The organism is Streptomyces sp. NPDC088910 (genome assembly GCF_044749865.1).
Lineage (GTDB): Bacteria > Actinomycetota > Actinomycetes > Streptomycetales > Streptomycetaceae > Actinacidiphila.
On the sequence record NZ_JBIVIV010000007.1, the window covers coordinates 207,914 to 222,039 of the forward strand.

The 14,126-nt window shown below is 69.5% G+C and carries 9 protein-coding genes; 6 read left to right on the forward strand and 3 right to left on the reverse strand.

The features are described 5' to 3' along the window. Window positions 1-3: 3 nt before the first annotated feature. From ACIP4Z_RS18275 to tuf, 6 genes are all read left to right on the forward strand, one after another. Window positions 4-3,903 carry a DNA-directed RNA polymerase subunit beta' gene (locus ACIP4Z_RS18275; RefSeq protein ID WP_355340247.1) on the forward strand — a complete coding sequence of 1,300 codons (3,900 nt, stop codon included), beginning with the start codon at window positions 4-6 and terminating at the stop codon, window positions 3,901-3,903. A gap of 72 nt (window positions 3,904-3,975) precedes the next feature. Continuing rightward, a complete protein-coding gene (locus ACIP4Z_RS18280; protein WP_366823801.1) occupies window positions 3,976-4,440 on the forward strand; it encodes a DUF1707 and DUF4190 domain-containing protein in 465 nt (154 codons plus the stop codon). A 250-nt stretch (window positions 4,441-4,690) separates the two neighbouring features. After that, the gene (gene rpsL, locus ACIP4Z_RS18285; RefSeq protein WP_014144289.1) at window positions 4,691-5,062 is read left to right on the forward strand and encodes a 30S ribosomal protein S12; all 372 of its coding nucleotides are present in this window, start codon (window positions 4,691-4,693) and stop codon (window positions 5,060-5,062) included. Between the two features lie 2 nt (window positions 5,063-5,064). Continuing rightward, window positions 5,065-5,535, forward strand: coding sequence for a 30S ribosomal protein S7 (gene rpsG, locus ACIP4Z_RS18290; protein ID WP_093713199.1), 471 nt, complete (start codon window positions 5,065-5,067; stop codon window positions 5,533-5,535). A 38-nt stretch (window positions 5,536-5,573) separates the two neighbouring features. Beyond that, window positions 5,574-7,703 (forward strand): elongation factor G, encoded by a 2,130-nt coding sequence (fusA, locus tag ACIP4Z_RS18295; RefSeq protein ID WP_355340239.1) that lies wholly within the window; start codon window positions 5,574-5,576, stop codon window positions 7,701-7,703. A gap of 184 nt (window positions 7,704-7,887) precedes the next feature. After that, the gene (gene tuf, locus ACIP4Z_RS18300) at window positions 7,888-9,081 is read left to right on the forward strand and encodes an elongation factor Tu (protein ID WP_355340236.1); all 1,194 of its coding nucleotides are present in this window, start codon (window positions 7,888-7,890) and stop codon (window positions 9,079-9,081) included. A 92-nt stretch (window positions 9,082-9,173) separates the two neighbouring features. On the opposite strand, the gene ACIP4Z_RS18305 is transcribed toward tuf, so the two are convergent. From ACIP4Z_RS18305 to ACIP4Z_RS18315, 3 genes are all read right to left on the reverse strand, one after another. Further along, entirely contained in the window at window positions 9,174-11,036 is a 1,863-nt protein-coding gene (locus tag ACIP4Z_RS18305; protein ID WP_401309202.1) for a PIG-L family deacetylase, read from the reverse strand. Window positions 11,037-11,585: 549 nt separating this feature from the next. Then, a complete protein-coding gene (locus ACIP4Z_RS18310) occupies window positions 11,586-13,376 on the reverse strand; it encodes a hypothetical protein (protein ID WP_401309205.1) in 1,791 nt (596 codons plus the stop codon). Beyond that, window positions 13,373-14,077, reverse strand: a complete 705-nt coding sequence (locus tag ACIP4Z_RS18315) for an ATP-binding cassette domain-containing protein (RefSeq protein WP_391163439.1) — start codon at window positions 14,075-14,077, stop codon at window positions 13,373-13,375. Before ACIP4Z_RS18315 ends, ACIP4Z_RS18310 begins: the two co-directional genes overlap by 4 nt. Window positions 14,078-14,126: the final 49 nt, after the last annotated feature.

The window sequence follows — 14,126 nt, forward strand, 5'->3', positions numbered from 1 at the left end:
CAAGTGCTCGACGTCAACTTCTTCGACGAGCTGCGGATCGGCCTTGCCACCGCGGACGACATTCGTACCTGGTCGCACGGCGAAGTGAAGAAGCCGGAGACCATCAACTACCGCACGCTCAAGCCGGAAAAGGACGGGCTCTTCTGCGAGAAGATCTTCGGCCCGACCCGGGACTGGGAGTGCTACTGCGGGAAGTACAAGCGGGTCCGCTTCAAGGGCATCATCTGTGAGCGCTGCGGCGTCGAGGTCACTCGCGCCAAGGTGCGTCGTGAGCGGATGGGCCACATCGAGCTGGCCGCGCCCGTCACGCACATCTGGTACTTCAAGGGCGTTCCGTCGCGCCTCGGCTACCTGCTCGACCTCGCCCCGAAGGACCTGGAGAAGGTCATCTACTTCGCGGCGTACATGATCACGTGGGTGGACGACGAGCGCCGCACGCGCGACCTGCCGTCGCTGGAGGCCCAGGTCTCCGTCGAGCGCCAGCAGGTCGAGCAGCGCCGTGACTCCGACGTCGAGGGCCGGCAGAAGAAGCTGGAAGCCGACCTGGCCGAGCTGGAGAACGAAGGCGCCAAGGCCGACGTCCGCCGCAAGGTCCGCGAAGGCGCCGAGCGCGAGATGAAGCAGCTCCGCGACCGTGCGCAGCGCGAGATCGACCGGCTCGACGAGGTGTGGGCCCGCTTCAAGAACCTCAAGGTCCAGGACCTGGAGGGCGACGAGCTGCTCTACCGCGAGCTGCGCGACCGCTTCGGTACGTACTTCCAGGGTTCGATGGGTGCCGCGGCGCTGCAAAAGCGCCTGGAGTCCTTCGACCTGGAGGAGGAGGCCGAGCGCCTCCGCGAGATCATCCGTACCGGCAAGGGCCAGAAGAAGACCCGGGCGCTCAAGCGCCTCAAGGTCGTCTCCGCCTTCCTCCAGACCACCAACAAGCCCAACGGCATGGTGCTGGACTGCGTCCCGGTGATCCCGCCGGACCTGCGTCCGATGGTGCAGCTCGACGGTGGCCGCTTCGCGACCTCCGACCTCAACGACCTGTACCGCCGCGTCATCAACCGCAACAACCGCCTGAAGCGGCTTCTCGACCTCGGCGCCCCCGAGATCATCGTGAACAACGAGAAGCGCATGCTCCAGGAGGCCGTCGACGCGCTCTTCGACAACGGCCGTCGCGGCCGCCCGGTCACGGGCCCCGGCAACCGTCCGCTGAAGTCGCTGTCCGACATGCTCAAGGGCAAGCAGGGCCGCTTCCGGCAGAACCTGCTCGGCAAGCGCGTCGACTACTCCGCCCGTTCGGTGATCGTCGTCGGCCCGCAGCTCAAGCTGCACCAGTGCGGCCTGCCCAAGGCCATGGCGCTGGAGCTCTTCAAGCCGTTCGTGATGAAGCGCCTGGTGGACCTGAACCACGCGCAGAACATCAAGTCGGCCAAGCGCATGGTCGAGCGCGGCCGTACGGTCGTGTACGACGTGCTCGAAGAGGTCATCGCCGAGCACCCGGTGCTGCTCAACCGCGCACCGACCCTGCACCGTCTGGGCATCCAGGCCTTCGAGCCGCAGCTCGTCGAGGGCAAGGCCATCCAGATCCACCCGCTGGTCTGCACCGCGTTCAACGCGGACTTCGACGGCGACCAGATGGCCGTGCACCTCCCGCTGTCCGCGGAGGCGCAGGCCGAGGCCCGCATCCTGATGCTGTCCTCGAACAACATCCTCAAGCCGGCCGACGGCCGTCCGGTCACCATGCCGACCCAGGACATGGTGCTCGGTCTGTTCTTCCTGACCACGGACTCCGAGGAGCGCGAGGTCATCGGGGAGAACCGGGCGTTCGGTTCGACCGCCGAGGCGATCATGGCGTTCGACGGCCGTGAGCTGTCGATGCAGGCGCCGGTCGACATCCGCTTCCCGGTGGGCACCGTCCCGCCGCGCGGCTGGGTGCCGCCGGAGCCCACCGAGGGCGAGGAGCCGTACCAGCTCGGCGACACGTTCCGGCTGCGGACGACCCTGGGCCGCGCGCTCTTCAACGAGCTGCTGCCCGAGGACTACCCGTTCGTGGACTACGCGGTCGGCAAGAAGCAGCTCTCCGAGATCGTCAACGACCTCGCCGAGCGCTACCCCAAGGTCATCGTGGCGGCGACGCTCGACAACCTGAAGGCGGCGGGCTTCCACTGGGCGACCCGTTCCGGTGTCACCGTGTCCGTCACGGACATCGTGGTGCCCGAGGCCAAGAAGGCGATCATCGCCTCCTACGAGGCCCAGGACGAGAAGGTCCAGAAGCAGTACGAGCGCGGTCTGATCACCAAGGACGAGCGCACTCAGGAGCTCATCGCGATCTGGACCAAGGCGACCAACGAGGTCGCCGTGGCGATGAACGCGAACTTCCCGAAGACCAACCCCATCTTCATGATGGTGGACTCCGGGGCCCGCGGAAACATGATGCAGATGCGTCAGATCGCGGGTATGCGTGGCCTGGTGTCGAACGCCAAGAACGAGACGATCGCCCGTCCGATCAAGGCGTCCTTCCGTGAGGGCCTGTCCGTGCTGGAGTACTTCATCTCCACCCACGGTGCCCGTAAGGGTCTGGCCGACACCGCGCTGCGTACCGCCGACTCGGGTTACCTGACCCGTCGTCTGGTGGACGTCTCGCAGGACGTGATCATCCGCGAGGAGGACTGCGGCACCGAGCGCGGTCTGAAGCTGCGGATCGCCGAGCGCGGCGCGGACGGTTCGCTGCGCAAGACGGACGACGTCGAGACCAGCGTGTACGCCCGCATGCTCGCCGAGGACGTCGTGGTGGACGGCAAGGTCATCGCGCCCGCCAACGTCGACCTCGGTGACGTGCTGATCGACCAGCTCGTGCGGCACGGTGTCGAGGAGGTCAAGACCCGCTCGATCCTCACCTGCGAGTCGACCGTCGGCACCTGCGCGTACTGCTACGGCCGTTCGCTGGCCACCGGCAAGCTCGTCGACATCGGCGAGGCCGTCGGTATCATCGCGGCCCAGTCGATCGGTGAGCCCGGCACCCAGCTCACGATGCGTACCTTCCACACCGGTGGTGTGGCCGGTGACGACATCACGCAGGGTCTGCCGCGTGTCGTCGAGCTGTTCGAGGCCCGTGTCCCGAAGGGTGTCGCCCCGATCTCCGAGGCGTCCGGCCGGGTGCGGATCGAGGAGACCGAGAAGACGAAGAAGCTCGTCGTCACCCCGGACGACGGTGCCGAGGAGATCGCCTACCCGATCTCCAAGCGCGCCAAGCTCCTGGTGGGCGAGGGCGACCACGTCGAGGTCGGCCAGAAGCTGACCTTCGGTGCCACCAACCCGCACGACGTGCTGCGCATTCTGGGCCAGCGCCAGGTGCAGATCCACCTGGTGCAGGAAGTCCAGAAGGTCTACAACTCGCAGGGCGTGTCGATCCACGACAAGCACATCGAGATCATCATCCGGCAGATGCTGCGCCGGGTGACGATCATCGAGTCCGGCGACGCGGAGCTGCTGCCCGGCGAGCTGGTCGAGCGCGGCCGGTTCGAGACCGAGAACCGGCGTGTGGTCTCCGAGGGCGGTCACCCGGCCTCGGGTCGTCCGCAGCTCATGGGTATCACCAAGGCGTCGCTGGCCACGGAGTCCTGGCTGTCGGCCGCCTCCTTCCAGGAGACGACCCGGGTGCTGACCGACGCGGCGATCCACGCCAAGTCGGACTCGCTGCTGGGCCTGAAGGAGAACGTCATCATCGGCAAGCTGATCCCGGCCGGTACGGGCCTCGCCCGCTACCGCAACATCCGGGTGGAGCCGACCGAGGAGGCCAAGGCCGCGATGTACTCGGCCGTCGGCTACGACGACATCGACTACAGCCCGTTCGGCACCGGCTCCGGCCAGGCCGTTCCGCTGGAGGACTACGACTACGGCCCGTACAACGGCTGAGTTTCGTCCCGTTGCTGTCACACAGGGCGGCCATCCCTCTCGGGGATGGCCGCTCTGCGGCATTATGGATACATGCTTGCCGGGGATGCGGACAGAGAGCGCGCGGTGAACGTGCTGAACGAGGCGTTCACCGAGGGGCGGTTGAAGCAGGAAGAGTACGAGGACCGGTTGGGGCGTGCCTACGCGGCGCGTACGTACGGGGACTTGGACCGGCTGACAGCGGACATTCCGCGGCCGTCCTCGCCGTATCCGGTGCCTCCGACGTTCGGGGCGCCGCAGCCGTTCCGGTACGCGCCGCCGGTGGCGCCCGTGCCGAAGACGAACGGGGCGGCGATCGGGGCACTGGTGTGCTCATTGGTCGGGTCGCCGATCTTCGGGATGGCGTCGATCGGCGCGGTCGTGCTCGGGCACACCGCGAAGCGGCAGATCCGCGAGCGCGGTGAGCAGGGTGACGGGATGGCGACCGCCGGGTTGGTGATCGGTTATCTCGGGCTGGCTTTCTGGGCGCTGATCTGGGTGGTGGCAATCTTCGAGTAGTCACCGGCCTGCGCGTTTGCATTTGTTTTGACCGCAGCCGATGCGGTAGGTACGCTCTGACCTTGTGCCTGGGGTGTGCCCGGGTCCTCGCGCGTGCCATGCGACCGCGAGAGGGCACCGAGGCCGCGTCACCCGACATACGCACTTCTCCGTTGGTTCGGATTCGTGTGGGGTCCGCGACACACCCGACCGCGTGGGTCGGTCCCCAGGTTAGATTTATCGAGATCGGCACACAGAAACCGGAGAAACGGTGCCTACGATCCAGCAGTTGGTCCGAAAGGGCCGGCAGGACAAGGTCGAGAAGAACAAGACGCCCGCGCTGAAGGGTTCCCCGCAGCGTCGTGGCGTTTGCACGCGTGTGTACACGACCACCCCGAAGAAGCCGAACTCGGCGCTGCGCAAGGTCGCGCGCGTACGGCTGACCAGCGGTATCGAGGTCACGGCCTACATCCCGGGTGAGGGCCACAACCTCCAGGAGCACTCGATCGTGCTCGTGCGCGGCGGTCGTGTGAAGGACCTTCCGGGTGTTCGTTACAAGATCATCCGCGGTTCCCTCGACACGCAGGGCGTCAAGAACCGTAAGCAGGCTCGTAGCCGCTACGGCGCCAAGAAGGAGAAGTAAGCATGCCTCGTAAGGGCCCCGCCCCGAAGCGCCCGGTCATCATCGACCCGGTTTACGGCTCCCCGCTGGTGACGTCGCTCGTCAACAAGATCCTCCTGCACGGCAAGCGCTCCACCGCTGAGCGCATCGTGTACGGCGCCCTTGAGGGCCTTCGTGAGAAGTCGGGCAACGACCCGGTCATCACGCTGAAGCGCGCGCTGGAGAACATCAAGCCGACCCTTGAGGTCAAGTCCCGCCGCGTCGGCGGTGCGACCTACCAGGTGCCGGTCGAGGTCCGTCCGGGCCGTCAGAACACGCTGGCGCTCCGCTGGCTCGTCGGTTACTCCCGCGCCCGTCGCGAGAAGACGATGACCGAGCGTCTGATGAACGAGATCCTCGACGCCAGCAACGGCCTGGGTGCTTCCGTGAAGCGCCGCGAGGACACGCACAAGATGGCCGAGTCCAACAAGGCCTTCGCGCACTACCGCTGGTAGTCACCACCCACATCGAAACCGAGAGAAGACTGAGCCACATGGCCACCACTTCGCTTGACCTGGCCAGGGTCCGCAACATCGGGATCATGGCCCACATCGACGCGGGCAAGACGACGACCACCGAGCGGATCCTGTTCTACACCGGTGTTTCCTACAAGATCGGTGAAGTCCACGACGGCGCAGCCACCATGGACTGGATGGAGCAGGAGCAGGAGCGCGGCATCACGATCACGTCGGCCGCGACGACCTGTCACTGGCCGCTCGATGATGTCGACCACACCATCAACATCATCGACACCCCCGGTCACGTCGACTTCACCGTCGAGGTGGAGCGTTCGCTCCGCGTCCTCGACGGCGCCGTCACGGTGTTCGACGGTGTCGCCGGTGTGGAGCCGCAGTCCGAGACGGTGTGGCGTCAGGCCGACCGTTACGGCGTGCCCCGCATCTGCTTCGTCAACAAGCTCGACCGCACCGGCGCGGAGTTCCACCGCTGCGTCGACATGATCGTGGACCGCCTCGGCGCGGTGCCGCTGGTCATGCAGCTCCCGATCGGCGCGGAAGCCGACTTCAAGGGCGTGGTCGACCTCGTCCAGATGAAGGCGCTGGTCTGGTCCGCGGAAGCGACCAAGGGCGAGATGTACGACACCGTCGACATCCCGGACACCCACGTCGAAGCGGCCGACGAGTGGCGCGGCAAGTTGCTCGAGGCCGTCGCCGAGCACGACGACGCCATGATGGAGCTGTACCTGGAGGGCCAGGAGCCCGACCAGGACCAGTTGATCGCGGCCATCCGCCGGATCACCCTGGCCTCCAAGGGGACCAAGGACTCCGTCACCGTCACCCCCGTGTTCTGCGGCACCGCGTTCAAGAACAAGGGCGTTCAGCCCCTGCTCGACGCGGTCGTGCGCTACCTCCCGTCGCCGCTGGACGTCGAGGCCATCGAGGGCCACGCCGTCGGCAACGCCGACGAGATCATCAAGCGCCGGCCGTCGGACGAGGAGCCGTTCTCCGGCCTCGCGTTCAAGATCATGAGCGACCCGCACCTGGGCAAGCTCACCTTCGTCCGGGTCTACTCGGGCCGCCTGAACGCGGGTTCGGCTGTGCTGAACTCCGTCAAGGGCAAGAAGGAGCGCATCGGCAAGATCTACCGCATGCACGCGAACAAGCGTGAGGAGATCGAGTCGGTGGGCGCGGGCGACATCATCGCCGTCATGGGCCTGAAGCAGACCACCACCGGTGAGACGCTGTGCGACGACAAGAGCCCGGTGATCCTGGAGTCCATGGACTTCCCGGCGCCGGTGATCCAGGTCGCGATCGAGCCCAAGTCCAAGGGCGACCAGGAGAAGCTGGGTGTCGCCATCCAGCGGCTCTCGGAGGAGGACCCCTCCTTCCAGGTCCACTCGGACGAGGAGACCGGCCAGACCATCATCGGCGGTATGGGCGAGCTGCACCTCGAGGTGCTGGTCGACCGTATGCGGCGCGAGTTCAAGGTCGAGGCCAACGTCGGCAAGCCGCAGGTCGCGTACCGCGAGACCATCCGCAAGACGGTCGAGCGCATTGACTACACCCACAAGAAGCAGACCGGTGGTACCGGTCAGTTCGCGAAGGTGCAGATCATGCTGGAGCCGCTGGAAGGCGGCGACGCGACCTACGAGTTCGTCAACAAGGTCACCGGTGGCCGCATCCCCCGCGAGTACATCCCGTCGGTGGACGCCGGTGCGCAGGAGGCCATGAAGTTCGGCATCCTGGCCGGCTACGAGATGGTGGGCGTCCGCGTCACCCTGATCGACGGCGGCTACCACGAGGTCGACTCCTCCGAACTGGCATTCAAGATCGCCGGTTCGCAGGCGTTCAAGGAGGGTGCCCGCAAGGCGAGCCCCGTGCTCCTCGAACCGATGATGGCCGTCGAGGTCACCACGCCCGAGGACTACATGGGCGATGTCATCGGCGACCTCAACTCCCGCCGTGGCCAGATCCAGGCCATGGAGGAGCGCAGCGGCGCCCGTGTCGTCAAGGGCCTGGTTCCGCTGTCGGAGATGTTCGGCTACGTCGGTGACCTGCGGTCCAAGACCTCGGGCCGGGCCAGCTACTCCATGCAGTTCGACTCCTACGCCGAGGTTCCGCGGAACGTCGCCGAGGAGATCATCGCGAAGGCCAAGGGCGAGTAACGCCTGAAATCCTCAGCGCGTTTCACCCTTTAGGCTTGACAGCAGGCTTCGGGGCAATCCGCCGCAAACCGGAAGGTGTGTACCGGACGGTGCGCGGCGGGTGCCCCGGCAGTCCGCATTCCAGCAAAGATCACCTGGCGCCGATGAAGCAAGGCGTACAGATCCACTCCCCAGGAGGACCCCAGTGGCGAAGGCGAAGTTCGAGCGGACTAAGCCGCACGTCAACATCGGCACCATCGGTCACATCGACCACGGTAAGACGACCCTTACCGCGGCGATCACCAAGGTGCTGCACGACGCGTACCCGAACCTGAACGAGGCCTCGGCCTTCGACCAGATCGACAAGGCTCCTGAGGAGCGCCAGCGCGGTATCACCATCTCGATCGCGCACGTCGAGTACCAGACAGAGTCGCGTCACTACGCGCACGTCGACTGCCCCGGTCACGCGGACTACATCAAGAACATGATCACCGGTGCGGCGCAGATGGACGGCGCCATCCTGGTGGTCGCCGCGACCGACGGCCCGATGCCGCAGACCAAGGAGCACGTGCTCCTGGCCCGCCAGGTCGGCGTGCCGTACATCGTCGTCGCCCTGAACAAGGCCGACATGGTGGACGACGAGGAGATCCTGGAGCTCGTCGAGCTCGAGGTCCGTGAGCTGCTCTCCGAGTACGAGTTCCCGGGCGACGACCTGCCGGTCGTGCGCGTCTCCGCGCTCAAGGCGCTTGAGGGCGACAAGGAGTGGGGCGAGAAGCTCCTCGGCCTCATGGAGGCCGTGGACACCGCGATCCCGACCCCCGAGCGTGACGTCGACAAGCCGTTCCTGATGCCGATCGAGGACGTCTTCACGATCACCGGTCGTGGCACCGTCGTCACCGGCCGCATCGAGCGTGGTGTGCTGAAGGTCAACGAGACCGTTGACATCATCGGCATCAAGCAGGACAAGACCACCACCACGGTCACCGGCATCGAGATGTTCCGCAAGCTGCTCGACGAGGGCCAGGCCGGTGAGAACGTCGGTCTGCTCCTCCGTGGCATCAAGCGCGAGGATGTCGAGCGCGGCCAGGTCATCATCAAGCCCGGTTCGGTCACCCCGCACACCGAGTTCGAGGCCCAGGCCTACATCCTGTCGAAGGACGAGGGTGGCCGTCACACCCCCTTCTTCAACAACTACCGTCCGCAGTTCTACTTCCGCACCACGGACGTGACCGGCGTCGTGACCCTCCCCGAGGGCACCGAGATGGTCATGCCGGGCGACAACACGGCCATGAGCGTCCAGCTCATCCAGCCGATCGCCATGGAAGAGGGCCTGAAGTTCGCCATCCGTGAGGGTGGGCGCACGGTGGGTGCCGGTCAGGTCACGAAGATCAACAAGTAGTGGCTTGCGGCTCGCTCTGAGCCAACGAGGGTGCCCCGGATCGCTTCCCGCGATCCGGGGCACCTTTGCGTTGCGCCCCGTCAGGCGCGGCCCTAGAGGGCGAGGGACTGGTGGAAGACGCGGGGGGTGGCGGGGAGGGTGTAGCGGAGTGACAGGGGGCCGGAGGGGGTGAGGGCGGCGGAGGGGAGGCCGCCGGGGGCGGGGAGGGCCGGGAGGGGGGCGTAGACGACGGCGCCGCCCGGCTTGGACTGGGCCCAGTGGTGGATGGTGGTGTGGCCGGAGGCGAAGACGTGGATACGGCCACGGCGGTCGGTGACGACGGCCAGCCCGTCCTGGACCTCGGCGCCGCCGAGATCGCGCCAGGGGCTCCAGACGCCGGCGGTCAGCACCCGGGTGCTGACCCCCTTGGCCGCGTTGCGCGCGAAGAGGTGCACGCTGCCGTCAGGGGCCGCGACGGCGACCGGCGCACCGGTCCTGCGCGTACGGTCCGGGTGCGTCTCGGGACTGCCGAGCGAGGACCAGCCCCCGTCGCGCCACATCACGATGTCGCGGGTGTTCGGCCCGCCGTGCCCCTCCAGGACGGCGAAGCGCAGCGCGAACAGCAGGGTGCCGCCGTCGCGGGTCCGTACACAGGACAGCGCCGGGGCCAGCGTCCCGCCGCCGAGATCCTGGGGCGGCCCCCAGACCCCGCTGCCCGGCCGGGTCTCCTCGCGCCGCACCGCCCGCGTACCGAGCACTTCGTACGCGGCCCCGCCGACCACGATCCGGCGCGCCCCCGGATAGCGGCGGTGCGTCGAGCGGATCCACCCCTTGGGGTTGGCCAGCGGCTCGTTCTCGCCCTGGCCGTAGTCACCGCAGCCGCCCGGATTCCCGCAGCGCCACGCCTGGTTGCCGCCGTACTGGAAGAGGAAGCGCGCCTTGAGCGCCACGGTCGCGGGCGGCAGGTTGTACGGCCAGTGGTGGTTGTAGTAGCCGCGGTACGCGGTGGTGCTGAAGGCGGGCACCGCCCGGCCGGGGCCGTTCGCCGACTCCGACACCCACTGCGCCATCGCCTTCCAGGTGAACAGCGCCGTCGCGGTGTGGTCCCGGTGGTCGGAGAAGCCGGGCTGCTCACTGGCGGCCGGATGCCGCTTGTCGTGCACCTGGATGTCGGGGTCCGGGTCGAGCGTCCTGATCTCCGTCGGGCGGAAACGTTCCATCAGCCCGGCCAGGACGTCCACCAGCTTCTGGTGGGTGTACGTGCCGCGGCCGTTGGCGGGCGCGGGCGCGTTCTGCGCCACCACGTACGACAGTACGGTGCCCGGCACCTCCCACATCATCGGGAGGCTCGCGCTGGAGCTCAGCTCGTGCATCGACACCTGGAGGAACACCAGGCGCGCGTGCATCGCGCCGTGCCGCAGCTCGTCCACCTCCGCGTGCAGACCGCCGCCGACGTCGATCACGTCGGTGGTCCACCGGGTGAAGTGCGGCAGCCCCAGCATCGTCGCGTACGCCTGCCGCAGGCCCTGGTGGCGGGAGGAGGAGTACGCGGCCTGGTCCCTGCGGTGGCGCCTGCGCGGGCCGAACGGTTCGTGGTTGACGCCTGTCGACTCGCCCGCCGTCACGTACACCGACACCACGGGCGTGCCCGCCTGGAGCGAGTGCAGCGTGTCCGGGTTCATGAAGAACAGGTCGTCGTCCGGGTGCGCCATCACCTGGAGCACCAGCGGGTCGCCCTGCGGGCGGTACGGCTGCGTCGCCAGCGGGTCCGCCGGGGCCGGGAGCCGGCGCGGGGCGGTGTCCTGGGCCTGGGAGGTGCAGCCGCTCAGGGCCGCTGCCGCGGCCGTCGCTCCCGCCGTCGCCACCGCTGCCGTCAGCAGGGAGCGGCGGGAGGGGTGGTCTGGGCTGTGGTGGTCCTTCACGCCCGCTAAGAGCCGCTTCGCGGCGATCAGGTTGCCTCCCTCCTCCGCCGACACCTCGCGCAGGACGGCGCCCCGTCAGGGTCGCGGACAACTGCGCGGCCCGGCCCCACCGGGCCGGTGGTCCGGGGACAACCGGTCTGCCCCGCTGGGGCGGGTGGTGACGTGCGGGAGCGTCGTGGCTGAGCGCGCAGTTCCCCGCGCCCCTTAAAGGATCGGCTCGCCGTCCGGGCGAAAGGCGGTGTGCCTCGTCAGGGTCGCGGGGAACTGCGCGGCCCGGCCCCACCGGGCCGGTGGTCCGGGGACAACCGGTCTGCCCCGCTGGGGCGGGTGGTGACGTGCGGGAGCGTCGTGGCTTGTCGCGCAGTTCCTCGCGCCCCTTAAAGGATCGGCTTGCCGTCCGGGCGAAAGGGGGTGGGCCCCGTTAGGGGCGCGGGGAACTGCGCGGGTAACCCATCACCGGCGGGTGGTCCGGGGACAACCGGATTGCCCCGTCGGGGCGGGTGGTGACGTGCGGGAGCGTCGTGGCTGAGCGCGCAGTTCCCCGCGCCCCTGAAGACCTGGCCCTGCGCGAGGGCGCCGGCTTTGGGGGACCCCCCGGAGGGGTCAGTGGCGGATGAGGCGGTCGGCGGCGCGGGTGGTGAGGAGGAGAAGGAGGGCGGTGAGGAGGGCGGTGGGGAGGAGGAGCTGGGCGGCGGAGCCGGGGTGGAGGCCGTGGACGAGGGGCGGGTCGAGGAGGAGGGCGAGGGCGGTGACGGAGACGAGGGGCCCGGCGGCGTACCAGGCGAGGAAGATCAGCGGGCCGGGCCCGCCGACGGGGGAGCCGCCGCCGAGGAAGAGGAGCTGGGTGCGGGCGGGGCCGCGGCACGCGGAGAAGAGGGCGGCGGCGGTGAAGGGCGGGGCGCACAGGGGCATGAGCAGCAGCGCCGAGGGGGTGCCGGTCACGGCGAAGGGAACCGCGGCGAGCAGGCCGAGGAGCGCGCCGAGGACGGCGGGCACGACGGCGTGGTGCAGCATCAGCGTGCGGAAGCGGAACGGCGCCCAGGCGGCCCGCCGCACATCGTCGGTCTCCAGCCGCGCGGCCTCGGCGAGCGCGCCGACCGCCATGTAGCCGAAGAGCAGGCCGAGGACGAGGCCGACGACTCGCCGCTCCCCGCCGAGGTCCACGCCGAGCCCCGCGGTGGCGGCGCCGCACGCGGTCCAGACGGCGGCCTTGCCGAGCCGCCCGGGAGCCCGCAGCAGCGCCAGCAGGTCGCGCCACTCGACGACGAAGTGCCGGCCGAGCCGCCCGCGCGGCGGACGCAGCCGCAGCCCGCGGGCGGTGGACGCGCCGCCCGCCTCCATGATCGCCAGCTTGGCGGCGCGCAGCTCCATCGACCACATCACGGAGGACACGGTGGTGGCCGTCGCCGCCCGCTCCCTGAGCTGCGTGGTCGGCACGCGGGCCGCGTCCCCGTACGCGCGGACGGTGGCGACGGCGGTGAGCGCCACCAGCAGCACGACCGCGGCGGGCCAGCCGGGCACCGAGCCGCCGGTGGCCCGTACGACCGGCTGCGCGGCCCAGCCCCACGGCCCCGACCACAGCTCGATCCACTCCAGGACCGACGAGCGGTGGCCGGTCGCGGCCAGGACGGTCTGGGCGGTCAGCGCGCCCAGCAGCAGGACGGCGGGCGCGGTCCACCGCTGGACGGCCCGGATCAGCCGGGGCCGCCGCTCGACGGCCATGCCGAGCGCGACCGCGAGCAGCGGCAGGCACAGCGCGGCCGGGAGCACCCCGAGCAGTGCGGGGCCGATCGCCGCGCGCCCGGTGACGCGCAGTACGACGCCGCCCGCGACCCCCACCAGCAGGCCGGGGATCAGCGCGATCCCGGCGGAGAGCCGGAACCACGGGCGCAGCACCGCCGCCCGCCGTACCGGCTGGGCCAGCAGCCAGCCCACGGTCGGGCCCGGCACGACGACCGGGCCGCGCCACAGCGCGTCGCGCGCCGCGAAGAGCGCGAGGGCGACGGTCAGGGTCGTGAACAGCGCGGGCAGCCCGCGCTGGAGGTCCCGGCCGACCCCGCTGTAGTCCGCGCCGTTCTCCAGCTCCCGCAGGAAGTGCACGGCCACCCCGCTGCCGTACCCGATGCCGCCGAGCAGCACGGAGTACAGCAGGACGGCCAGGTCCCGGCCCTGTTCCCTGCGGTGTGCCCGGCGCTTGCGCTTCAGCCAGGCCAGCGTCTCGGCCGTCCGGTCGTCGTCCTCCTCGCTCCAGACCTCGTCGGGGTCCGGGTCCCCGATGTCGGACGCGACGTCGGTCGCGATGTCGGTCGCGATGTCGGACGCGTCGCCGGAGTCGTCGCCGTCGTCCACCGGGTCCCGGCCGTCCGCCTGCGGCGGGATCGACGCGGCCGTCACGGGCGCAGCCCCAGCTCGCGCAGGACCGTGGCGGGCGCGCCGGAGGCGATCACACGGCCGTCCTCCAGGGCGATCATGCGGTCGGCGACGGCCTCGGCGAGGTCGGGCTGGTGGGTGGCGAGCAGTACGGCGACGCCGTCGGCCTTCTCCGCGACGAGCAGTTCGGCCAGGCGGCGCCGGGCGTCGGGGTCGAGGCGCTGCTCGGGCTCGTCGAGCACGAGCAGGTCGCGGGGGCGGACGAGGGCGGCGGCCAGCAGCAGGGACTGCATCTGGCCGGAGGAGAGCGAGCCCGGCAGGGCGTTGGCGTGGTCGGACAGCCGCCGGTCGGCCAGCACCTGGTCGATCCAGGCGGCTGCGTCGTCCACGGCGTGCGCGACGGTGACCAGCTCCAGGTGCTCGCGGACGGTCAGGTCCGGGTAGCAGGCGACGGTGTCGCCGACGACCGCGACCCTGGCGCGTACCTCGGGGTCGTCCTCGCTCATGGTGCGGCCCGCGAACAGCGCCTCTCCCGAGGTGGGCGCGTCCCGGCCGCTGGCGATCCGCAGCAGGGTGGACTTGCCGGAGCCGTTGTGGCCGAACAGGGCCGTGCAGCGGCCCGGCGCCAGGCTCAGGTCGAGCGGCAGCAGCGCCTTGCGTTCCCCGTAGGTCCTGCTCACCTTCCGCAGTCGCAGGAGCGCGCCCGCACCCTTGGTCGCCTTCATGCGGGGCCTCCGTGCCGAGGTGGGTGGATACGTCGTGACCTTAGTACGA

Coding starts and splice junctions, on each gene's coding strand:
- ACIP4Z_RS18280 (WP_366823801.1), top strand. CDS start 3,976: ATGCTTGCCGGGGATGCGGACAGAGAGCGCGCGGTGAACGTGCTGAAC.
- rpsG (WP_093713199.1), top strand. CDS start 5,065: ATGCCTCGTAAGGGCCCCGCCCCGAAGCGCCCGGTCATCATCGACCCG.
- fusA (WP_355340239.1), top strand. CDS start 5,574: ATGGCCACCACTTCGCTTGACCTGGCCAGGGTCCGCAACATCGGGATC.
- ACIP4Z_RS18315 (WP_391163439.1), bottom strand. CDS start 14,077: ATGAAGGCGACCAAGGGTGCGGGCGCGCTCCTGCGACTGCGGAAGGTG.